Below are 21,128 nucleotides of genomic sequence, written 5' to 3'. Positions count from 1 at the left end.
AAAACCCATATACATAAAGAATCAGTGAGATATATGATATGAGTACAGATACTGAGACGCTGGACGCAATATATAACGCAGGAGAGCGTCTGGTACCAGGAGAAACTCATGATCGCGCAGAGATTGTTCGCCATAAAAGCAGTTATCAGCTGTTTCGTGACATTATCGAATCTGATATTCGGAAAAACCCTTCGCTCATAGAGTCTGGCATTACGATCCTTGATATTGGGTGCGGGACCGGTCACGGTACCTACATGCTTGAGGCTGTTCTCGGGGCCAAAATTGTGGGTATTGATCCGAGTATTGAGTCTGTTCAGTATGCAAAAGAAAACTACGGCTCGAAAAATATCGAGTATATCAACTGTGATGCTGAGACGTATGTCAGTCAATCAAAGAGCTTTGATTATGTTGTCTCACGCCACGCGCTTGAGCACGTAGAGAACGGGTTAAATTTTGCGTTAAGAATTGAGTGCCGCCGTCGCCTGATGGTAAACGTACCTTTCAATGAGTCGGAGGGTAATATTCATCATCTTGTACATCGCATAAAAGAAGAGCATTTCGATGGTTATCCCAATAAGGAGTTCTTTTATGAGGGGTTGGATGGCGTCACTGAATTGACCCGTACTGAGGACAGTCCACCTAACTCTATTATTTGTATTTCCAGTGCGCTTCATCTGGAGTCTGTGAGAGAGCTTATCGATTTCCCGGTCGCCGCTTGGAAGCCCGAGTTTTTGCAGAATTTGGGTATCGAATCACTCGAGGCGAGTATTCAGACAGCTGAGCTGCTTTCTGTTCAAAAACAAACCCAGCTGGCTGAAAAAGAAGTGCAGCTGGAAAATCATCATGCCAACCTGATAAACATGGAAAAAGATGTTCTTCGGCGTGAAGCATGGATCGTGCAAAAGGAGTCGCAACTCGCCACCCATGAAGTGAATCTGAATGGTATCGGAGCCGCTCTCACTGACCGCGAACTTACGATCGAGGAAAAAGAGCAGCAGTTGCTCGATCATGAGGCAAACCTTGTCGGTATTGAGGCCGACCTGGGCCCGCGGCAAGTGATTATTGCTGAGGCAGAAAGCAGAATCCTGAGCCGAGAGACCCACGTCCTCGAAAAAGAAGCACAGCTGAATACGCACGAGATCAATTTACAGGGTATTGAGGCTGAACTTAATCGGCGTAAAGAGGCCATTTCTGAAGCAGTATCAGACCTTCAACGCCGTGAAGCCCTCGTTGTCGAGAAACAAGCGCAGTTGTCTAATCACGAGACCAACCTCAACGGAATTCATGAAGAGCTAGTGCGGCGTAATCAAGAAATTTCCATCGGTGAGCAAAACATCCATCGACGCGAAATGGCTATTTCTGAAAAAGAAGCGCAGCTCACGGCCCATGAACTAAGTATCGTGGAGATTGAAGCGCAACTTGCTCAGCGAGCGACGGCCTTGGCCAGTCTGGAACGCGCTGTTCAAGAGCGCGAAGTGGGTATCGTGGAAGAGCAGGCGCGTCTTGCAGCCCAAGAAAAAGAACTGGCTGAAAAGGAAGTTGATTTGGTTCGTCGCGAAACATTGATTTCCAATAGTCTTATTTCGAAAGTAGCTCTAAAATTAGGTTCGCTCCGTAAATGAAAATTCTGCAAGTGAATGGCTATGAGTCGCCAGGACGGCGTTTTAACGGACTGTCCATAACGCCTCTGTTAAAGAAGCATGATATTGAATCCCAGCATCTTGTGTGGGAGAAAGATACGCAGAACCCGGAAGTGTTGACCTTTGAAGGTGATTCGACCAGAAAAATAAACCGAATTGTCAACCGCGTTGAGCGCCTTACCTCAATGCAGTCCATGTTTTACCCCCATGCTAAACAGATGATGAAGATGCCTGCTTTTAAAGAGGCGGATGTCCTGCACTTGCATATTATTCATTCGGGATTCATGAGTCTTTCTCATCTTCCTGAGATCACCAGACGAAAGCCGACCGTTTGGACCTTGCACGATCCTTGGGCGATGACCGGGCACTGTATCTACCCATTTGAATGCGAACGTTGGAAGACGGGTTGCGGCAGTTGCCCAGATTTGAATATCCACTTTCCCTTGCTCCGGGATACAACGCGATTTTTGTTCAACTACAAAAAGCGCTCTTACAGAAAATCCAAGTTCGATGTGATTGTGGCTTCCCAGTGGATGCGTGACATGGTCGAAGCGTCTCCATTATTCGAAGATGTGGACATCCACCATGTGCCGTTCGGGTTGGACCTGGACTTCTTCTCCCCGACGGCTTCGCCGGACGCCCGAAAGCGATTTGGCATACCTGACGACGCATTGGTCATTTGCTTCAGGGCAGTGGACAACCAGTTCAAGGGCTTGCCTTACATTATCCAGGCGTTGGAGCGCATTAGCACAGACCAACCGATTTGCCTGCTGACGCTTAATAGCAAAGGATTGATGGAGCGGTTTTCTGATCGCTTCCAGTTGGTTGAATTGGGCTGGACCAATAACGAAGAGGAAGCTCGCGATGCGTTTGTAGCTTCGGATATTTTCCTGATGCCTTCCATTGTGGAAGCGTTTGGCGTTATGGCCATTGAAGCGCTCGCATGTGGTAAGCCTGTCGTGGTGTTTGATGGCACCTCATTACCGGAAGTGACCTTTGCTCCTGATGTGGGCATTTCCGTCCCAATGCATGATGGGGTGGCACTTTATGAAGCACTTCAACGTTTGATCGATAATCCGGATGAGCGAATTGAGCGTGGACGTAAAGGGCGCGAGATCGCTGAACAGCATTATGGTGATGAGCTGTATGCACAGCGCTTGGCTGAGGTTTATAAAACGGTCGCGGCTAAATGAAGTTACTGCTCCTTACCGATATTCCGCCATGTCGAAACTTTACTGCGGGTTTGGTGCTTGAACGATTGGTCAGTTTTCTGCCCAAGGACCAAATTGCAATCTGTGCGGTGGTAAATCCGGCATTGAAGCCGGAGATACCGGCTGAGCTCGATGCAGTCCCGCAGTTGATTTTGACCAAGCCGAGGGAGGCGTCAGTCAGGGTTTTACCGCTTAGGGCAGGTGTCTTGTCGGCATTTCCCTACGAGCTACTTCAGGCCGGACGCGTGCGCAACGATTTGCTGCCTAAAATCGTTGAGTTCGCCAAGGCCCAACAGGTAGACGCCGTTTGGGTGGTGCTGCAGGGGCAGACTATGGTTCGGCTCGCGCGTCAGTTGACGCAAAAGCTGAATGTCCCGTTACTGACACAAGTGTGGGACCCCTTTGGCTGGTGGCTGCAGGCAAATCGGATTGACGGACTCACGCGCCGCCGTCTCCAAAAGGAGTTTGACAACGTCCTCAAGAGCAGCGTGTCCTGCGCAACCGCGTCATGGGCAATGTCTGAAAACTACACGGCAAAATATAACGTTGCCAACGTTCCTGTTATTGCCGGTCTGCCGCGTGAGATTGCATTTAAACCTGCAGCGCAGCCTCACGCGCGCGACGAGTTTATTATCGCAATGGCTGGTCAATTCTATGCGCAGACTGAATGGCAATGCCTGCAATATGCCCTGAATGGTTGTAACTGGACGATAGCCGGGCGGCGGATTCGCGTGCGGGTAATGGGGGGCGGATTCAACGCGTTTACTCAAAGCCCGTCAAACTTTGAGTACCTGGGCTGGAGAAGCCAGGAAGAAACTATCCGCTTATTAGCGGACTCAGATCTGCTGTACATGCCTTATTGGTTTTCTGAGGAATACCGAGAGGAGTCCAGTAATAGCTTTCCATCGAAATTGGTCACCTATTTTGCGGCCGGGCGGCCGGTGTTCTGCCATGCGCCATCGTATGCATCACCCGCCAGGTACATCGAGGCTAACGAGGCTGGATACCTTTGTCAGTCCTTGGACACGGGCACCATCGTTGCTTGCTTGGAGAGGGCTATCCAAGATGAGGATACTTATGCGCGGTATGCGCTAAATGGACACGTGTGCTTCATGAAAGATTTCACCTTAGAGAGTATGAAAGAGTCTTTGCAGGCGTTCTTGGGTGACCATACGAAGGCTGCGGCGGGGCTTTCCACATGAATCAACATATCCTGACCGCGCATGTACGACATTTTGATCTCATTAAACAATTAATCAGACGTGATATCGATATGCGGTTCAAGGGCGCACTATTGGGGGTGCTATGGCCCTTGATTACGCCTCTATTGACGCTGGCAATGTACGCTGTAGTGTTTGGTTATTTCTTGCCTTCTCGTTGGCCGGGTGTTGAGGGAATAACCGGATTTGCACTGATGTTATTTCCTGGGTTGATCGTATTCAATTTTTTTGCCGAGTGCGTAAATCGGGCACCGAATTTGATCACCTCAAACCCAAATTTTGTAAAGAAAGTTGTATTTCCAGTCGAACTATTAGTGTGGGTGCCTATAGGTTCAGCAGTCTTTCAACTTTTGTTGAGTATGATTGCGTGGATGGTGATCGCTTTTGTTGTCAATGGCAGCTTGCAATGGACCATTATCTTCCTGCCTTTTGTGATCGCCCCCATGGTTTTGTGCCTGTTAGGCATCACTTGGTTTTTAAGTGCGTTGGGCGTTTTTCTGAGGGATATAGCTCAACTGACGGTGGTGGTGACCCAGGCGTTAATGTTTTTTTCACCTGTGCTCTACCCGCTGGATAAGCTGCCTGTTTGGGCAAGCAGCATCATTATGTTGAACCCGCTGACGTTTATTGTGGAACAAAGTCGGTTGGTATTGATTAGTGGGGTTGTACCTGATTTTAAAGGGTTGCTGATATACACAGCGGTGAGCTTGTTTATATGCTCTCTGGGGCTTCGTTTTTTCAGGTCTGTTAGGCATGGTTTCTCGGACGTTTTATGAGTGTTGAAATGAACAGCGATATTAAAGCGCCCCCTGTCATCGATGTCGTAGGTTTGGAAAAGGCCTATCATATTTATGATGCGCCGCATGATCGCCTGAAGCAAATATTCTTCGGGTGGCGGCGGAACTATTATCGCGATTTTCTTGCGTTAAAGAACGTGAGCTTCGAGGTTCTGAAAGGGCAATCTGTGGGTGTAATTGGGCGCAACGGCGCGGGTAAGAGTACGCTGCTGCAGTTGCTGACTGGTACATTGACTGCCACTAAAGGCTCAATAAAAGTTAATGGTAAAGTTGCTGCCGTGCTTGAGTTAGGCTCGGGCTTTAATCCTGAGTTCAGCGGTCGGGAAAATATATATCTCTATGCCAGCCTGTTTGAGCTGAAGAAATCGTGCATTGAAGAACGCTTTCAAAAAATAGTCGACTTTTCCGAACTGGCGGAGTTTATAGATCAGCCTGTCAAAGCCTACTCCAGCGGCATGCAGGCTCGCCTTGCTTTTTCCGTCATTGCTCACGTCGATGCCGACATTCTGATTATTGATGAAGCGTTATCAGTGGGCGATGCTTTTTTTGCGCAGAAATGCATGCGTTTTCTTCGGCAGTTCCAAGAGACGGGCACGATCCTTTTTGTTAGTCATGACCTGGCCGCTGTCACCGCTTTCTGTGATCATGCAATATGGTTGGAAGGAGGGGTTATTCGACAGGCGGGTAGCGCCAAGGAAGTCTGTGAGAACTATTTCGCTCAGCAGTATATGCAGCATACGGGGGCGGATAATATAGCTTCGGTAGCGGATAATAGTGCTGAGCACGATATCAAAGAAAATGCCGAAGATGAATCGAGAGTCAGTATTGTAGAGCAGCTCATCGTCAACGCGAGCGATGGGAGCCTTTTTATGGGGGCTCAGGAAATTGAAAGCTTTGGTTTTAATGAGCAGTCTTCGGCATTTGGGACAGGTGGCGCAGAGATAGTAAAGGTGAGTTTCACAAATGAATCAGGTCATCCCCTGATAGCTTGTGAAGGGGGAATGTCCGTGGTGGTCAAAGTATCAGCGCGAGCCAAGCATGATATCGACTTGCCTATTATGGGGTTCACGATAAAAGACCGATTGGGCCAACCATTAATCGGCGGCAACACATACCACTCGTATAAAAAATCACCGGTTAGAGTGGTCGCAGAGAACGGTGTAGATGCCAGTTTTCACTTTAAACTACCTATTTTGGCGGTGGGGGATTATTCGATTGTTGCAGCTATCGCCAATGGCACTTTGCAGGAACACGTGCAATTGCATTGGATGCACGATGCCGTCCTATTTAAAGTGGTTGCTTCAAGCATTGAAGGCGTGATAGTCGGGGCGCCATTAGATAAAATAACTCTCACCTCCAGGGCGTAGTATAAACATGACACAACAAAAAGAATTGGGGCGATTGGCTTGGGCGGACGCGTGCCGTCTTATAGCCATGTTGGGTGTTATTATTATCCATGTTTCGGCGCCAATATTTTACAGCGCCAAGAGCATCAGCCTGGGGAGTTTTTTAACCGCCACGGCATTGGATTCTGTAGCGAGAGTCGCCGTCCCGTTATTTGCAATGCTGTCCGGGGCGTTGCTGCTAGGAAGAGAGGGCTCTGGTGCATTAACGGGGGTGATGTCCAGGCTTCTCAAGGTAGCCATTCCTCTTGCATTCTGGAGCGTAATCTATGTTTTTTGGGTTAATTATTGGGAAGGTCGCCCCCTGAGTATTACCGGTGCGCTCTTGCAATCCTTGAAAGGCCCCGTCATGTACCACCTATGGTTCGTATACATGATAATGGGGGTGTATGTTGTTCTGCCGATACTTCAGCCTCTGTCGGTAGCGCTGCTTGCCAGTAAGCGTTTTGCCGTTTATTTTTTTGGTATTTGGTTTTTGGCGAACGCTATAAAAGTATATGACCATGAGCCAATTCTCAATCACTTGGTGTTGACTGACTTTTTGCATTGGCCGGGTTATTTTTTATTGGGTTTTTACCTGTCCAAGTCAAATGTATTCAAAGCGCTACCTTCTTGGTTTAGCTTGATTGTCCTCGGCTTGGCAAGCGCGACTACTTTTTTGCTAAGTTGGTACTTGAATTCCGATGCTCCTGCTCCCGTGGAAACGGCAATGGAGTATTTTAGCCCCAATGTGATGCTCGCTTCAGTTGCCGCATTTCTACTGATCGGAAAAATAGAGCTTTCACCAAGGCTGATCAGGCCGGTTGCTTTTTTTTCGGGCCTTGTCTTCCCGGTCTATTTTATGCATCTTTTGGTCATCGAGTTGATAAAGTCAGGGATGCTCGGATTTACCCTTGGTTTAGCTTCAATGTCATCGTTCAGCGCAATCCTGAGCTTGTCGTTGGCAACGTTTTTTGTAAGCCTTGGAATCGCCGCAGTGACACGCGCCATTCCTTATTCGTCCCGATTGGTCGGCTAGTTAAAAATATATAATATAACTCAAGTGAATTTAAGGAAGAGGGGAACAGCATGAGCACTAATAACATTCAGGACGTGTCGTCTGAAGGTGTATTGAACACGGCTTCGTTGGTTGAAGACCCAATCGATTTGACCATTGTCATTCCCTGCCTGAATGAAGCCGAAAATATTGTCGGCATCCTAGACAGTGTTAAGGAGGCTGTCGGCGGAAAAAATTTCACCACCGAAATCATTGTAGTTGATGATAAAAGTGATGATGAGACTTACAGTCTGGCAACCGCATGGAGTGAAAAAAATAAGGATCAGCTCCCCGTGCGTGTGATCAGCCGTTCTCTTCACCGCCGAGGCTATGGTGCTGTTGTTAGATACGGCGCGGCTCATGGGACCGGTCGGTACTGTATTTTTGTTTCAGCCGATGCTGTGGACCCGATTCATCTGATTCCCGCCCTCTATGAAGAGATGGAGAAGGGCGCGATTTTGGCTCAATGCTCTCGCTATATTCAGTCGGGTGATGACGGAACAATACCTTTTAAGTACAAGTTTTTTCAGTTTTTCTTCCGCATCGGTGTGAAGCTGGCGCTAGGACAATACATTCCTGACTCCACGTATGCATTCAAGATGTTCCGTCGCAGGGAAACACTGGGTGTGGGCTTAAGTCAAAACCGGTTCAGCATCAGCCCCGAAATTACATTCAAATCCATCTTGATTGGGGGCGAAGTTAAATACATTGCAGGCGCACAAGGTGTGCGTGAGCGTGGGGTGTCAAAATTTATTTTCCACAAAGAAGGTTTGGGATTCGGATATTGCTTGATTCGAGCGTTCCTGCATAAAACAAAAATTGTTTACTGGTTCTGAATATTTCATATAAGTAGTTTGGAACTAACGTGACCAATTTCATTTTTAACTTAAGAAGAAGATTTTCTTTGCGGCGGCCTATTTTAGAAGCGTACCTCGTTGCGTTGCTTCTAATTATGGCTGTTTTCCCTGACGTTCTGTTCAACGGTGCGAGCCTGCGCGTCACCGATCAATTGACCGGGGCTATAACGGGAGGGCAATTAAAGCCGGTTTACCCGATTCCAAACACTTCAGGTTGGTGGGCGGGGTATAACGACAATGGGGGCGCGACATTTCAGTCTGATCCAATGATTGAGTTTATGGCGCACACCCTCAAGAATGGTGAGTCGCCTTATTGGAATCCCTATTCCGCAGCCGGTGCACTAGGGCCGGAAGCGCTGGTGGATCAGAAGTTTTCCGCTCTGACATTGGCAAGTGCTTTATTTGGAGGAAGCTCCATTAGCTACAATATCGCGATAATGATCGCCATTTACTTTGGTGTTTTTTTCATTTATCGCACGGTAAGAGAGGTGTTTGGGCTGTCAGCGATGGCGGCTGCAACGGCTGCCACATTTTACTTGCTCAATGGGTACCTGACAGCTAACTTAGGCTCGAACGTAACACAAAGCTACCTCTATATACCTGTTTGCCTTTATACCGCGTTGATGCTTATTGAGCGGTTTAATGTGTTTAGTTGGAGTATGGTGGTGCTGGCTTTTGCACTGTTTTTCTCCTGTACGTTCATGCCCACTACCATTACCGGCTTAATCGCGGTAGGTATAATCATTGTCGGCTACCTGCTTAATCATATTCAGAATGGCCGGTACTCCATCAAGCAAGGTGCTTTTGTTCTTGCCATGCTGGGGGCGGGGTTGGTTGCTTCGATACTACTGTTGGCGCCGCTTTATTTTCCCTTTTTAGAGAATTTAAAGAGCTTGGGTACACTGGAAGATTATTCGAAACGAGTATTTTGGGCTCTACGTTTTCCAAACGCCATGGCCTCATTTTTCTCGCCCTCGCATTTTTTCGAATCGTACAACGCTACAGAGGCTGCTGCGGCCTCTTGGGATAATTTAGGCTCCTTCACGGGCAATAGTGTCTTTCATAGCGGAATAGTTGCAATCGCATTAGCCAGCTGTGCAGTTGCAAAAATAGAGCGGCCGTTTAAATGGCTAGTCTATTTGTGCGCCATCAGCTGTATTTTTGTGGTTGTGCGCCTCTTTGATCCTTTCTGGGTCCACTGGCTCTTCTCATACCTTCCAATTGTTGGGAATATTGGTAGCCAGTACTGGTGGCCGGTCATAATGATTCCTATGGTCATACTGGTTGGCTTTGGGATGAGCAATTTGCAGGCGCGAAACTTCCGCACGGTGCCATTTGCGCTGACCATTACGATATTGTTTTCCGCGCTATTCTATCTTTATGATGTCTATGGGTTGCGTGAGCCGTTCATTAAATATAAAACAAACTCGCTATATTTTATGGCCGCACTTGTATTGCTGATCGGCGTGGTGATGCTGGTTTTCAAGCGCTTTCCAAATGCAAACAAGTTAGCCAATACACTGGTTGCTGTTGTCATGCTTGCCATGCTATGTGAGCTGATGGTGTGGGGGAAAATGATTCGTTTTGAACGAAGTGACATTTTTCAAAAAGTGCCCGCGGCTGTACAGTTTGTCAAAGATAATATTGGTAATTATAGAACCCTGAATTTTGCGCAAGGGGGGTTGGTGCCAGAGCTGGGTTCTGCTTATCAGATCCAAGAAGTGACCACCATGAATCAAGGCAGTTTGCCGGCCTACAACAACTTCTTCTATTCGGCATTCAACCTTGCCAATAATCAACGTCCTGGTTTTAATGATGTTCTTGCGCCGCGGGGGACGTTCCCGTCATTTATTTTGATTCAAGATAAGCCGACCACAAATACGATTAATTGGAACTCGGTCAATCTGCTCGGGGTGAAGTATCTACTGCTACCTACCTCCTACACGGTTTACATTACTGAGTTGCTCTCCAAAGGCTTTGTCAATGCTTATCAAGGGCCGTCGACAACCGTACTTGAGAACAAACGTGTACTGCCGAGAGCTTTTTCAATTCGGCTCGGTGACTTGGCGGGTCAAGAAGATGTGAGACTTCCTGACGACTTTCAGAGCGCGCTTGTTCCAGCGTCCATAGACTCATACCGAAATGGTGAAGTTGTACTGAGTGGTAATGCCACTGAAGAGTCTTTGGTAGTGCTTTCTGACAACTGGCACTCAAACTGGAGCGCACTTCTGAATGGTGGCAGTGTGCCTATTATAAAAGTCGAAAATACATTTCGAGGTGTTGTTGTTCCTCCTGGGCATTACACGATTAAAATGACCTACCAACCCAAGACCTTGCCTTTGGCAATAGGTGCTTCGCTACTGACCATACTGCTGCTCATTCTGCTGGGTGCTCGCCGAGGAAGCGTAAACAGAATGCTCAGACGAGGCTTGGAAGTGTTTCGATGACGTGAAATTGTCCTTGGCCTGTAAAGGAAGGCGAAAGCCCTCCTTACAGGTATGGGGCGTTTGCTGACGGGGCATCGGTGGCCATGGCTAAAAAGCCCTTGTTAAGCACGGGAAATAAGGGATTATTGATGGACGTAACAAGGGTTGTCAGCGCATGATATGTACTTAGCATAAAATGCCAAAACATGCGTCAGCAAAAAACAAGCTAATAGTAGGGACTTATGCGTTATTTGAAAAAGAGCCACATCTTTTTGATTATAAAGCTGTTGTTAGCAGGCGCTTTGGTTGTGGCGCTTCTGAACAGCGGTCAGCTGGATTTCGGCTCAATCGCGGTGGTTTTTGATCACCTCGATCTATTTGTGCCGGCTTTGCTCTGCCTGTTTTTAGGGATATTAATAAGCGGTGTACGTTGGTGGTTATTGCTCAGGGCTACTAATAATATTATTCCATTGAGTACAGTTCTCAATCTTCAGTTGATGGGTAGCTTCTTTTCTACTTGGTTGCCTGGTGCGGCAGGTGGTGACGCAGTAAAGGGCGTACAGATTTTTCGGCTTCTGGAAAGCGGAAGGTCGACTGCACTTATTTCAATCGTCACAGACCGTGTCTTTGCAATGCTGGGCTTGGTGTCTGTTGCAACGCTGGTTTCAGTTTTTTTGCCGGCGGCGGTATCACCAGACTCAGAGTATCATCAATACATCGGTTTACTCCGAGTACTGGTAGTGCTGTCTTTTGTGGGCGTTATATTGCTCATGCTGGGTGTTTTTATCGCACTGAAGTTTTCTATTATTGACCGGTTACCGGTAAAGATGCGACATCACCTTCAGCCATTTGGTTTGACACTTCTCATGTATTTCCGTGCATGGCCGATCATGCTTGTTTGTTGGTTTGCATCGCTGGTCGCAACCGGTATTGTGATTACGGGTATGGTGGTAATTTCTTCAATGTTTACGTTCTCGGCAAATGCGGAAGTTACTGCGATCGCAGGAGTTTTTGGTAACTTGTTTTCTGTGATTCCTATCACGCCAGGTGGGCTTGGCGTCGGGGAGTCTGTGTTTTCAAAAGTGTGTGTGGAGTTGTCCAATAGAGTCGCGCCATTCGCTACAATTTATTTCTGCTTTCGAGTGGGGATGTTGCTGGTTAATATCCCAGGCATGATTGCTACGCTGCTCTACAGCACAAACAAACATCGTGAGAAGGCAAAGAGCTTGAGTGCTGAAAAACTCGCCTAGGAATTTATAATGGTTTCAATCCTTGAGAGGACGTTGCCGGTTGATGGTGTTCTACCATTAGTGACAATAGTCATTCCGGTTTACAACGGTTCGTCCTTTTTAAAAGGGGCGATAGACAGTGCGTTAGAGCAAACGTATTCAAATCTTGAGGTGATAGTTGTAAATGACGGTAGTGATGATGATGGTGCGACTGAAAATATCGCCCTATCATTTGGAGGCCGCATTCGTTACTTTTCAAAAGGAAATGGTGGGGTTGCGTCGGCATTGAATTTTGCCATACGAAAAATGACAGGGGATTACTTTTCTTGGCTCAGCCATGATGATCTCTATTTTTCTGAAAAGATCTCCCAGCAGATCGCTTTTTTGAGAACGCACGATGCTGCTCGAACCGTTGTATATTCTGATTATTCAATTTTCACAGATGAAAAAATAGCAAACGCTGTTTGCGTGTCTTTGCCGGGGGTGTCGTCCAAGTATTTTCGCTATTGGCTTACGGCTCGAAGTTCCTTGCATGGTTGCAGTTTGCTGATTCCTCGTACTGTTTTTGAGGAAGTTGGTGATTTCAATGAACGTTTTCGGACGACACAGGATTATGATTTGTGGTTTCGTGCGGCTGAATACTATTCATTTGTTCATCTGCCAGTAGTTCTCGTCCATACGCGCAGCCATGTTGGACAGGACACTCGCAACAAAGCACAGTTGGCGTTCAAAGAGTCAAGTGACCTGCACCTGGCATTCGCAAAGAAACTTTCTCGCTCAGACCTGCCAGGCGAGACCTCCGGTGCAGTCGGTGCCAGCTATCTGATATTGGCCTCACGGTTATGGGCGCAGGGGTTTGTAGAGGCGGGGGATCATTGTGCTGGGGTGGCAAAAAGTTATGGTATATCTAATTTTCGTGTACTCGCCGCCACCTGGACGGCGCGCTGCGTTTATTTGCTAAGGCGGACCGCGCTGCGATTGTTTTCCTCCCAAACCAAGCAGCAAATGCGCCAGGTGTATGCCCGCCTGCGGAGAATCCCAAGAGGTTTAAAGCGTTTTTGAAAACTTCAAGGAAGCTATTTGTACACGCGCCTGGCGTTCATGTTGGCGGTGGCGTCGCGCTGCTCCAAGCGCTTTATTCCGTACCGGAAATGCAGGTGCATTTCGAGCAGTTGGATATACGCGCTGGAAAATTATTACCTCCGTCATCTGCTGAAAGGCACTTGATACGGCCCTCCATTTTTTCCAGAATTGCTGCTGAGTTCAGGCTTCGACGACGTGTTACCAAAGACGATGTGGTACTTTGCTTTCATGGGTTGATTCCATTGTTCCGCTCTCAAGGCGAAATAACGGTTCTCCTGCAGAATAGACTTCTAGTCTCCACTAGCAGCTTGCGGCATTATTCGTTTAAAACAAGGGCGCGTTTGATGGTGGAGCGCTTCTTGATAAAAAATCTGGCATACCGAGTTAAAAAATTTATTGTACAAAGCCCTTCCATGGCGGAACAAGCGAGTGCTTTTTTGGGTTCCAAAGCCAATGTTGTTATTTGTCCTTTCATGCTTGACTCGCCCCCTTTTACTGTTGCCGCTCGTGGAGAGCGAGTCTTTGATTTTGTTTATGTCGCGAGCGCAGAACCTCACAAAAACCACGCCGCGCTCTTAGCGGCCTGGTGCCAATTGGCAGAGCAGGGAGTACGCCCCAGCCTGGCATTGACGCTTTCCTTGAGTTCACCTTTAGTTGAGCTAGTTGCACGTTCTAGGGCACGTTGGGCCTTAAATGTCACCAACCTTGGCCCGCTGACGCCTGAAGAAATTAGCAATCTTTATAGTCAAGCAGGTGCATTAATCTACCCCTCTTTTACTGAGTCGCTAGGTTTGCCTCTGATTGAAGCTTCTCGAGCGTGCCTGCCGATCGTCGCTGCTGAGCTTGACTATGTCAGGGACATTGTTGAACCGGTTGAGACTTTCGATCCTCACTCTCCTACCTCTATTGCGCGTGCGGTCAAACGCCACCTCGGAATGGTTAGCTCAACTCAGCCCATACACGGCCCGGAAGTGTTTTTAAGAGAAGTATTGCAATGAAAGTTCTAGTGTGGACGCAATATTTTTGGCCGGAAAACTTTCATATAAACCATGTGGTGGATGAGCTGCGGGCTCAAGGTGTGGACGTTACTGTTCTGACAGGTAAACCCAATTATCCCGAAGGAAAAATTTTTGACGGGTATCGCTCGACCGGTATTCAAACAGAATATTACGATGGTGTTGAAGTTATAAGGCTGCCTTTACGTGCGCGGGGTAAAAATTCGGGAAAGGGCATGGTGCTAAACTATCTGTCATTTATCGTGTCGGGTTACTTGTTTGCTCCTTGGGCGCTACGCGGGAGAAAGTTTGATGTGGTTTTTGTATACGCACCGTCGCCTTTACTCCAAGCACTTCCCGCGGTTCTTATTTCATTTGTGAAGCGGGCTCCACTGGTAGTTTGGGTGCAAGATATTTGGCCTGAGACTTTGCTGGCGACGGGGTTTGTTAAGAATAAGGTTATCCTCAAACTGGTCGAATATGCTGTCCGTTATATCTATAGATCTTCAGAGTCCATTCTGATTCAGTCGGAGGGTTTTCGCTCATCGGTACAGCGGTTGACGAAAAAGTGGAGCAAGATAAAACTATTTCCTAATTCAGCTAAAGATTTAGAGAGTACAACGCCTCCAACGTCGTCTAAATTATATGACGTTTCTCGTCACTTCTCCGTTGTATTTGCCGGTAATGTCGGTGTTGCTCAGTCTTGTAACACTATTGTAGAAGCCGCTAGTCTTTTGCAAGAGTATCGGAGTATTAGGTTTTTCATTGTTGGCAGTGGTAGCGCGGAGGAGGCCGTTGCTCAGCAGATTCATGATCTGGGCGTAACAAATATTGAATTGTTAGGACGGATATCTCCGGAGGAGGTATCTGATATTTATGCCGTGTCGTCAGTGTTATTAGTGACGTTGAAAGGTGACTCGGCACTTTCAGCGACGATCCCCAGTAAAGTCCAGGGCTATTTGGCCGCGGGTAAGCCTGTGATTGCTAGTTGTAACGGGGAAACTGCACAGGTGATTGCGGATGCGCAGGCAGGTTTAATCTGCCCAGCGGAAGACTCGAGCGCTCTTGCGAACGCTGTTTTGGAGCTATACAACAGCAATCCCGCGCGACTCGAAGCGATGGGGAGGCATGGTCGAGATTTCTTCCTCAAGCATTATCACCTGCCTGCGAGGACCGCAGAGCTGGTAGCGCACTTTAAAGACTTGCTGAAAAAGCGATAACGCGTGGTGTCTGGGATCGGTCGCGCGATCAATAGGCCTTAGCCGGGGCCTATTGACTGCGGTTCTGGGCACACGTTGGCCTTCATCCAAGCATCGGATAAGTAAATAAAGCAAAGTGAAGTAGATTTAAACCAAAGTGCGTGGCAATTGCAGCGCCCAGGCCACCAAAGCGGTAAGCCAGGCCATAACCGATGCCTGCGATGCTCGCCAGTAACACCCACTGCCAGCCCGCACCCAAGTGCACCAGGCCGAATAACAGCGAGGCCAGCAACAGCGCGAGGTTCTCGCCGTAGGGTAGGTGTTTCAAGCGCTGACTCAAGCCGCCTTGGATGTAGCCACGAAAAAGCGCCTCTTCCACCAGCGTCACCAACAGCAGGTTGTTCAGTACCCACAGCCAGGCTTGTTCCGGCCATTTTGGTGCCCAACTGATGACTCCCATCAGCGCTGCGCCGCCCAGCGCGGTAACCGCCGTCAGGGTCAGGGCCAGGGCGGTGACGCAGATTGACAGGCGCAATGAACGCCGCGCCACAATCCACGGGCACGCCAGCAGCAGCCAGAAGCCAATCAATGGTTTGTCTTGGTTCAGGTACATCGAGAACGGTACCGCGTCAGGTGTAAAGCGCTGAGGTGCGATGCCTCGGCCGTTGTAGAAGCCTGGCAGCCAGTGCATTGCCAGGCCCAGGGCCAATACGATGAACAACCCATGGCCGAGGTAGCGTGCCCAAGGGGTGCGTTGCTGGCGTACGGCATAGCCAGCGATTAGTAACAGGGCGACTGAGACCGCCGCCAGTACGCCCAATTGTCCGTATATCAAGGCCAGTACGTAGCCGATGGAAAGAAGCGCCAGGTACAGCCAGGGTAAAGCGATCATATGAAATCCTTGGAAAAAACTGGGCGGCATTATAACGACCGGTGTTCTTCGTCGGCATGAAAACTCATCCACGCAAAAGGCTTGGGTGAGGTGATTGCAAAACAGGTTTGTGGCTGGTTATAGTCGTCGCGTCTTTATCCCTTCAAAAAGATCAGCCCATGCCTGCTTCCCTGCGCATAGCGGTAGTCGATTCAGCGTCCAACGCTGTGGTCGTGCCGTGCGGGAATCAGCAGCCTGCGCAGATCAGTCACTACCCCCCACCTGTCAGTAGCACGTCGGTGTACGCAATCGTATCACCGCCGGGTGTTGGCATTTTGGGCTGATCAGCGAATCGCTGTTGCCCTCTGCCTGCCTGAAAAAAACTACTGAATTTCAGCTTTCGCTGAATCGGCTTTTTTGCCTGATTACAGGTGGTATCCATGTCTGTTCTTTCGAAACAATCCGTGGCTGCGGCGGCCTCGACGAGCCTGTTTGTACTGCTATGGAGCAGCGGGGCGATTTTCTCCAAATTGGGCCTGGCCCATGCATCGCCTTTTGCCTTTTTGTTGATCCGTTTTGTCATCGCACTGGTGGGATTGGTGATTCTGGTGCCGATCCTCAAATTGAAATTGCCACGCCCAGGCAAGCCCATGTTGTATGCGGCGGCCACCGGTTTGATGTTGTTGGGGGCGTACCAGATTTTCTATCTACTGGCACTGGACCTGAAAGTAACGCCCGGTGTTATGGCGACCATCATGGGCGTACAGCCGATCCTGACGGTGGTGCTGATGGAGCGCCAGCGTTCCTGGAGCCGGATGTTCGGCCTGGGGTTGGGGTTGTCGGGATTGATCATGGTGGTCTACCAAGGCATCGGCCTGTCGGGTATGTCCCTTGCGGGAATGCTGTTTGGGTTGCTGGCGCTTGTGAGCATGACCTTCGGCTCCATCATGCAGAAACGCATCACCGACAACCCTTTGGGCACGTTGCCGGTGCAATACCTGGCTGGGTTGCTGCTGTGTTCGGTGTTTGTACCGTTCCAACCCTTTCACTTTGAACACAGTGCTGGCTTCTACCTGCCGGTGTTGTGGATGGGGCTGGTGGTGTCATTGCTGGCGACGTTGTTGCTATACCGCCTGATCGCCCGAGGTAATCTGGTGAATGTCACCAGCTTGTTTTACCTGGTTCCGGCGGTGACGGCGGTGATGGACTATCTGATCTTTGGCAACCGACTCGCAGTATTGAGTGTGCTGGGGATGGTTTTGATCATCATCGGGTTGGCGTTTGTGTTCCGCAAACGTTAAAAGCTCACTCACCTCTGTGAATACCGAGGGGGAGATGACACGTTGACATTCCCCTCGGTGCGCTAGAGCTGTATCGGGTAAAGTCGTCCGGTGATCAAGGCGTTATACCGTACCGATTTGAGTGCGAATTATTTTGTCTGGGGCGACCAAACGACGTTTGCAGATCCTACTGGTCTAAAATCCGGCTCTATACTGTCGTCGTACTGAAATGGGGCGGTTGTTCTGGCATAAGGCTAGGTTGCTTGCGAGTTAATCGTCGAGGCGATTGTATTAGACGAATATTAGGGTTTCGGTCGGCCGGTTTGCATCGGCAGACATTGATGAGGAACCTCGGGCCAGTCCTTGCGACACTACTGAAAAGATTTGACTTAATGACTATCTTCGTAAACGGCGGTGCAAGTTTTAGCGATGCAAACTTTCTAGTGGGCGGGGTTGAAAAAAACTACTCCGAGCGGTCGGTATGAAAATCTTATTGCTTGGCAAAAATGGTCAGGTGGGCTGGGAGCTTCAACGCAGCTTGGCCCCTCTGGGCCAAGTCCTGGCGTTGGACTCCAAAAACCGGAATTACTGTGGCGATTTGAACGATCTGCAAGGGTTGGCTGCTACCGTGCAGCGTTTTGCGCCTGACGTAATCGTCAACGCAGCGGCTTACACGGCCGTCGACAAGGCCGAAAGTGAGCCGGCTCAAGCATTACGTGTCAATGCAGAGGCCCCGGCGGTACTTGCAGCAGAAGCCCGAAAGCTGAATGCCTTGCTGGTGCACTATTCCACTGATTATGTGTTCGCCGGCAATGGTGATACACCTTGGCAGGAAAGCGACCCGGTGGGCCCGCTGAGCGTCTATGGTACGACCAAGCTTCAAGGCGAGTTGGCCATCCAAGACTCCGGTTGCGCGCATCTGATCTTTCGCACAAGTTGGGTGTATGCGGCGCGAGGTAATAACTTCGCCAAGACCATGCTGCGCCTGGCTACGGAGCGTGACAGCCTGAACGTGATCGACGATCAGTTCGGCACCCCAACCGGGGCGGATCTGCTGGCTGATGTCACCGCACATGCCATCCGTGCGATGCACTCGAACCCTCGATTGGAAGGTATCTACCATCTTGCGGCTGCAGGTGAGACCACATGGCACCGCTATGCCTGTTTCGTGCTCGAACAGGCGCAGGCAGCAGGTGTGGAGCTAAAAGTCGCCCCGGCATCCATAGGCGCGATAACAACAGCGGCTTATCCCACACCCGCCAAGCGTCCCGGTAACTCACGACTCAATACTCAAAAACTGCAGAATGCCTTCTCACTATGCTTGCCTGAATGGCAAGCCGGTGTGGCACGGATGCTTATAGAAATTCTAGAGAAATGACTATGCTAAAACGCAAAGGAATTATTTTGGCCGGTGGTTCAGGCACACGCCTGCACCCTGCAACACTGGCTATCTCCAAGCAATTGCTACCGGTTTACGACAAACCGATGATCTATTATCCGCTGACCACACTCATGCTGGCGGGGATTCGCGACATTCTGATCATCTCCACGCCGCAGGATACCCCGCGCTTCGAGCAGCTTTTAGGGGATGGCGGCCACTGGGGTTTGAATATTTCCTACGCCGTGCAGCCGTCCCCGGATGGCCTGGCGCAGGCATTTCTCATTGGTGAAGACTTTATCGGTAATGATTTGTCTGCATTGGTGCTGGGTGACAATATTTATCACGGGCATGATTTTAATGAGCTGCTTAAGAGCGCGATGCTTCGCCAGGACGGCGCCAGTGTCTTCGCGTACCACGTGAACGATCCGGAGCGTTATGGCGTCGTAGAGTTTGATGCTCAGGGCAAGGCGATCAGCTTGGAAGAGAAACCGCTTAATCCCAAGTCAAGTTACGCAGTAACAGGGCTTTATTTTTACGATCAGGACGTGGTTGAAATAGCCAAAAGCATCAAGCCATCACCGCGTGGTGAACTCGAGATTACCGACCTCAACCGTATCTATATGGAGCAGGGTAATTTGTCGGTAGAGATCATGGGGCGTGGTTACGCATGGCTGGATACAGGTACCCATGACTCGCTGCTTGAGGCCAGCCATTTCATTGCCACGCTTGAGCGTCGCCAAGGGCTTAAAGTTGCCTGCCCTGAGGAAATCTCGTTCCGCCAGAAGTGGATTGATGCAGAACAGTTGGAAAAACTTGCGGTGCCACTTTCCAAGAATGGTTACGGTCAGTATCTCAAGCGCTTGCTGCATGAAAAGATTTTTTGAACGGGCGACTGTCATCAGGCTTTCAGCGTTATTGCTTCAAAATCCTCTATTACCCGGTAGCGCCGCAAAGCCAACCCTGACAACACTTTGGAGATATTTTAAAGATGAGAGCCACTCCCCTCGTCATCCCGGACGTTATTCTGTTTGAACCGAAAGTATTCGGGGACGAGCGCGGATTTTTCTACGAAAGTTTCAATCAGAAAGTGTTCGAGGATACCGTCGGAAGACCTGTTCATTTTGTGCAAGACAACCACTCCAGATCAGTGAAGGGGGTGCTGCGTGGACTGCACTATCAGATCAAGCAAGCCCAAGGAAAGTTGGTGCGCGTTATACACGGAGAAGTCTTTGACGTAGCAGTGGATCTGCGTAAAAGCTCGCCCACATTCGGTAAATGGGTGGGGGCGCACCTGAGCGCGGACAACCGGGCTCAGCTTTGGATTCCGGAGGGATTCGCTCATGGTTTCGTAGTGCTGTCTGAGCACGCTGAGTTTCTGTACAAAACTACTGATTACTGGGCGCCCGAGCATGAGCGCAGTCTTGCGTGGAATGACGCTGACGTGGCTATTGAATGGCCGTTTTCCGAGCCGCCTACGCTCTCGGCCAAAGATACAAATGCCACCCGTTTTACTGATGCTGAAACCTTCGCCTAGTTGACCTTTCTAATCGGCACTTCAGCGTGCCCACCCCCGTCCAGGTGTGGGCACGATCTCCTACAGCGCCTTGGCCAACTTCCCAGGCCGCAACACCAGCCACAACGCCCCCGCAATCAATATCCCGCCATATAGATGTGCCATCGACAATGGTTCATCCAACAGTAACGCCCCCCACAACACCCCAAATGGCGGAATCATAAACGTCACTGTCATCGACTTAACCGGCCCAATAGACGACAGCAACCGGAAGTAAAGAATGTAGGCAAATGCCGTACACACCAGCCCCAACCCGAGTAATGACAACCACACTTGCCACCCACCCCAACTTGCAGGCGGATGGCTGATGGCGCTGTAGGCAAAAAACGGCAACAAAAACAGCGTAGCGCCGAGCATGCTACCCAGCGCCGCAAGCCGACTGTCCAGCCCACCCCGCTGATCCAACCAACGCCGTGCCAGAAAACCGGCAAAGCCATAGCAAGTAGTGGCCAGCAAACAAGCCAACGCGCCCATCAACAATTCCAGATCAAACGCCACCGGCCCTGCACGAGTCAGCACGCCCACGCCGAACAGGCCCAAACACACCCCGGCGATTTTCGACGGGGTCAGGCGTTCGCTGAAGAACAAGCCACCAATCAACACGCCCATCAGTGGCGTGGTGGCATTGAAGATCGCAGAGTAGCCCGCCGGCAGCACTTGGGCCGCCACGGAGTACATGGTCGCGGGAATCCCGGAGTTGATCACGCCCAGCAGCAGGACGGTCTTGAACTTGCCCTGAAAGTCCCAGTTCACGCGCATTAACGTGAGGATCACCAGCAACCCGGCGGCGGCTATCGACACGCGGAAAAACGCGGTCGGCACTGTGCCGATCTCCGGCGCGATGATGCGCATGAACAGAAAGCTCGCGCCCCAGATGGCGGCCAGCCCCAGCAGGTACAGGGTGTCGACAGGTCTCACGGAACACTC

General features: G+C 49.7%; 18 protein-coding genes. 16 read left to right on the top strand and 2 right to left on the bottom strand.

The genetic code is table 11. The annotated features are described in order from the left end of the window. Positions 1 to 38 precede the first annotated feature (38 nt). The 12 genes from BFL40_RS05540 to BFL40_RS05490 all read left to right on the top strand — a co-directional run bounded on the left by BFL40_RS05540 (position 39) and on the right by BFL40_RS05490 (position 15,117). Positions 39 to 1,622, top strand: a complete 1,584-nt coding sequence (locus BFL40_RS05540; RefSeq protein ID WP_071483000.1) for a class I SAM-dependent methyltransferase — start codon at positions 39 to 41, stop codon at positions 1,620 to 1,622. Beyond that, complete coding sequence (locus BFL40_RS05535) at positions 1,619 to 2,833, top strand: glycosyltransferase family 4 protein (RefSeq protein WP_071482999.1); 1,215 nt, start codon at positions 1,619 to 1,621, stop codon at positions 2,831 to 2,833. Before BFL40_RS05540 ends, BFL40_RS05535 begins: the two co-directional genes overlap by 4 nt. Beyond that, on the top strand, positions 2,830 to 4,053 hold the full coding sequence (locus BFL40_RS05530; protein WP_071482998.1) for a glycosyltransferase: 1,224 nt from the start codon (positions 2,830 to 2,832) through the stop codon (positions 4,051 to 4,053). Before BFL40_RS05535 ends, BFL40_RS05530 begins: the two co-directional genes overlap by 4 nt. Beyond that, positions 4,050 to 4,847: an ABC transporter permease gene (locus BFL40_RS05525; RefSeq protein ID WP_071482997.1), complete on the top strand. Its 798-nt coding sequence runs from the start codon at positions 4,050 to 4,052 to the stop codon at positions 4,845 to 4,847. The genes BFL40_RS05530 and BFL40_RS05525 overlap by 4 nt, the downstream gene beginning before the upstream one ends. An 8-nt stretch (positions 4,848 to 4,855) precedes the next feature. Next, on the top strand, positions 4,856 to 6,235 hold the full coding sequence (locus BFL40_RS05520; RefSeq protein WP_139213494.1) for an ABC transporter ATP-binding protein: 1,380 nt from the start codon (positions 4,856 to 4,858) through the stop codon (positions 6,233 to 6,235). Between the two features lie 7 nt (positions 6,236 to 6,242). After that, positions 6,243 to 7,289, top strand: a complete 1,047-nt coding sequence (locus BFL40_RS05515; protein ID WP_071482995.1) for an acyltransferase — start codon at positions 6,243 to 6,245, stop codon at positions 7,287 to 7,289. A gap of 50 nt (positions 7,290 to 7,339) precedes the next feature. Continuing rightward, positions 7,340 to 8,143 carry a glycosyltransferase family 2 protein gene (locus BFL40_RS05510; RefSeq protein ID WP_071482994.1) on the top strand — a complete coding sequence of 268 codons (804 nt, stop codon included), beginning with the start codon at positions 7,340 to 7,342 and terminating at the stop codon, positions 8,141 to 8,143. Positions 8,144 to 8,172: 29 nt separating this feature from the next. Further along, on the top strand, positions 8,173 to 10,611 hold the full coding sequence (locus BFL40_RS05505; protein WP_139213493.1) for a glycosyltransferase family protein: 2,439 nt from the start codon (positions 8,173 to 8,175) through the stop codon (positions 10,609 to 10,611). A 221-nt stretch (positions 10,612 to 10,832) separates the two neighbouring features. After that, the gene (locus tag BFL40_RS05500) at positions 10,833 to 11,840 is read left to right on the top strand and encodes a lysylphosphatidylglycerol synthase transmembrane domain-containing protein (protein ID WP_071482993.1); all 1,008 of its coding nucleotides are present in this window, start codon (positions 10,833 to 10,835) and stop codon (positions 11,838 to 11,840) included. 9 nt (positions 11,841 to 11,849) lie between these two features. Continuing rightward, positions 11,850 to 12,881 carry a glycosyltransferase gene (locus tag BFL40_RS05495; protein ID WP_071482992.1) on the top strand — a complete coding sequence of 344 codons (1,032 nt, stop codon included), beginning with the start codon at positions 11,850 to 11,852 and terminating at the stop codon, positions 12,879 to 12,881. Beyond that, the gene (locus BFL40_RS32760; protein ID WP_074851581.1) at positions 12,878 to 13,900 is read left to right on the top strand and encodes a glycosyltransferase; all 1,023 of its coding nucleotides are present in this window, start codon (positions 12,878 to 12,880) and stop codon (positions 13,898 to 13,900) included. The genes BFL40_RS05495 and BFL40_RS32760 overlap by 4 nt, the downstream gene beginning before the upstream one ends. After that, positions 13,897 to 15,117: a glycosyltransferase family 4 protein gene (locus tag BFL40_RS05490; protein ID WP_071482991.1), complete on the top strand. Its 1,221-nt coding sequence runs from the start codon at positions 13,897 to 13,899 to the stop codon at positions 15,115 to 15,117. Before BFL40_RS32760 ends, BFL40_RS05490 begins: the two co-directional genes overlap by 4 nt. Positions 15,118 to 15,199: 82 nt before the next feature. Here BFL40_RS05490 and BFL40_RS05485 read toward each other — a convergent pair whose 3' ends face one another. Then, positions 15,200 to 15,988: a CPBP family intramembrane glutamic endopeptidase gene (locus BFL40_RS05485; RefSeq protein WP_071482990.1), complete on the bottom strand. Its 789-nt coding sequence runs from the start codon at positions 15,986 to 15,988 to the stop codon at positions 15,200 to 15,202. Between the two features lie 419 nt (positions 15,989 to 16,407). Between BFL40_RS05485 and BFL40_RS05480 the strand changes: the two genes are divergently transcribed. From BFL40_RS05480 to rfbC, 4 genes are all read left to right on the top strand, one after another. Then, positions 16,408 to 17,268 carry a DMT family transporter gene (locus tag BFL40_RS05480; RefSeq protein ID WP_071482989.1) on the top strand — a complete coding sequence of 287 codons (861 nt, stop codon included), beginning with the start codon at positions 16,408 to 16,410 and terminating at the stop codon, positions 17,266 to 17,268. Between the two features lie 460 nt (positions 17,269 to 17,728). Continuing rightward, positions 17,729 to 18,625 (top strand): dTDP-4-dehydrorhamnose reductase, encoded by an 897-nt coding sequence (gene rfbD, locus BFL40_RS05475; RefSeq protein ID WP_071482988.1) that lies wholly within the window; start codon positions 17,729 to 17,731, stop codon positions 18,623 to 18,625. 2 nt (positions 18,626 to 18,627) lie between these two features. Further along, positions 18,628 to 19,512, top strand: coding sequence for a glucose-1-phosphate thymidylyltransferase RfbA (rfbA, locus tag BFL40_RS05470; RefSeq protein WP_071482987.1), 885 nt, complete (start codon positions 18,628 to 18,630; stop codon positions 19,510 to 19,512). Between the two features lie 104 nt (positions 19,513 to 19,616). After that, positions 19,617 to 20,162: a dTDP-4-dehydrorhamnose 3,5-epimerase gene (rfbC, locus tag BFL40_RS05465; protein ID WP_071482986.1), complete on the top strand. Its 546-nt coding sequence runs from the start codon at positions 19,617 to 19,619 to the stop codon at positions 20,160 to 20,162. A gap of 60 nt (positions 20,163 to 20,222) precedes the next feature. On the opposite strand, the gene BFL40_RS05460 is transcribed toward rfbC, so the two are convergent. Next, positions 20,223 to 21,119: a DMT family transporter gene (locus BFL40_RS05460; RefSeq protein WP_071482985.1), complete on the bottom strand. Its 897-nt coding sequence runs from the start codon at positions 21,117 to 21,119 to the stop codon at positions 20,223 to 20,225. Between the last annotated feature and the right edge of the window lie 9 nt (positions 21,120 to 21,128).

The organism is Pseudomonas costantinii (assembly GCF_001870435.1).
GTDB lineage: Bacteria > Pseudomonadota > Gammaproteobacteria > Pseudomonadales > Pseudomonadaceae > Aquipseudomonas > Aquipseudomonas costantinii.
Note: the sequence above shows the minus strand (reverse complement) of the source record. Positions and strands in the feature narration are given on the sequence as shown.

Bases quoted from the DNA above. Each gene is read 5' to 3' on its own strand.
- BFL40_RS05525 (WP_071482997.1), top strand. From the start codon at position 4,050: ATGAATCAACATATCCTGACCGCGCATGTACGACATTTTGATCTCATT.
- BFL40_RS05500 (WP_071482993.1), top strand. From the start codon at position 10,833: ATGCGTTATTTGAAAAAGAGCCACATCTTTTTGATTATAAAGCTGTTG.
- BFL40_RS05485 (WP_071482990.1), bottom strand. From the start codon at position 15,988: ATGATCGCTTTACCCTGGCTGTACCTGGCGCTTCTTTCCATCGGCTAC.
- rfbC (WP_071482986.1), top strand. From the start codon at position 19,617: ATGAGAGCCACTCCCCTCGTCATCCCGGACGTTATTCTGTTTGAACCG.
- BFL40_RS05490 (WP_071482991.1), top strand. From the start codon at position 13,897: ATGAAAGTTCTAGTGTGGACGCAATATTTTTGGCCGGAAAACTTTCAT.
- rfbD (WP_071482988.1), top strand. From the start codon at position 17,729: ATGAAAATCTTATTGCTTGGCAAAAATGGTCAGGTGGGCTGGGAGCTT.
- BFL40_RS05510 (WP_071482994.1), top strand. From the start codon at position 7,340: ATGAGCACTAATAACATTCAGGACGTGTCGTCTGAAGGTGTATTGAAC.
- BFL40_RS05540 (WP_071483000.1), top strand. From the start codon at position 39: ATGAGTACAGATACTGAGACGCTGGACGCAATATATAACGCAGGAGAG.
- BFL40_RS05480 (WP_071482989.1), top strand. From the start codon at position 16,408: ATGTCTGTTCTTTCGAAACAATCCGTGGCTGCGGCGGCCTCGACGAGC.
- BFL40_RS05520 (WP_139213494.1), top strand. From the start codon at position 4,856: ATGAACAGCGATATTAAAGCGCCCCCTGTCATCGATGTCGTAGGTTTG.
- BFL40_RS05495 (WP_071482992.1), top strand. From the start codon at position 11,850: ATGGTTTCAATCCTTGAGAGGACGTTGCCGGTTGATGGTGTTCTACCA.
- rfbA (WP_071482987.1), top strand. From the start codon at position 18,628: ATGCTAAAACGCAAAGGAATTATTTTGGCCGGTGGTTCAGGCACACGC.
- BFL40_RS05515 (WP_071482995.1), top strand. From the start codon at position 6,243: ATGACACAACAAAAAGAATTGGGGCGATTGGCTTGGGCGGACGCGTGC.
- BFL40_RS05535 (WP_071482999.1), top strand. From the start codon at position 1,619: ATGAAAATTCTGCAAGTGAATGGCTATGAGTCGCCAGGACGGCGTTTT.
- BFL40_RS05530 (WP_071482998.1), top strand. From the start codon at position 2,830: ATGAAGTTACTGCTCCTTACCGATATTCCGCCATGTCGAAACTTTACT.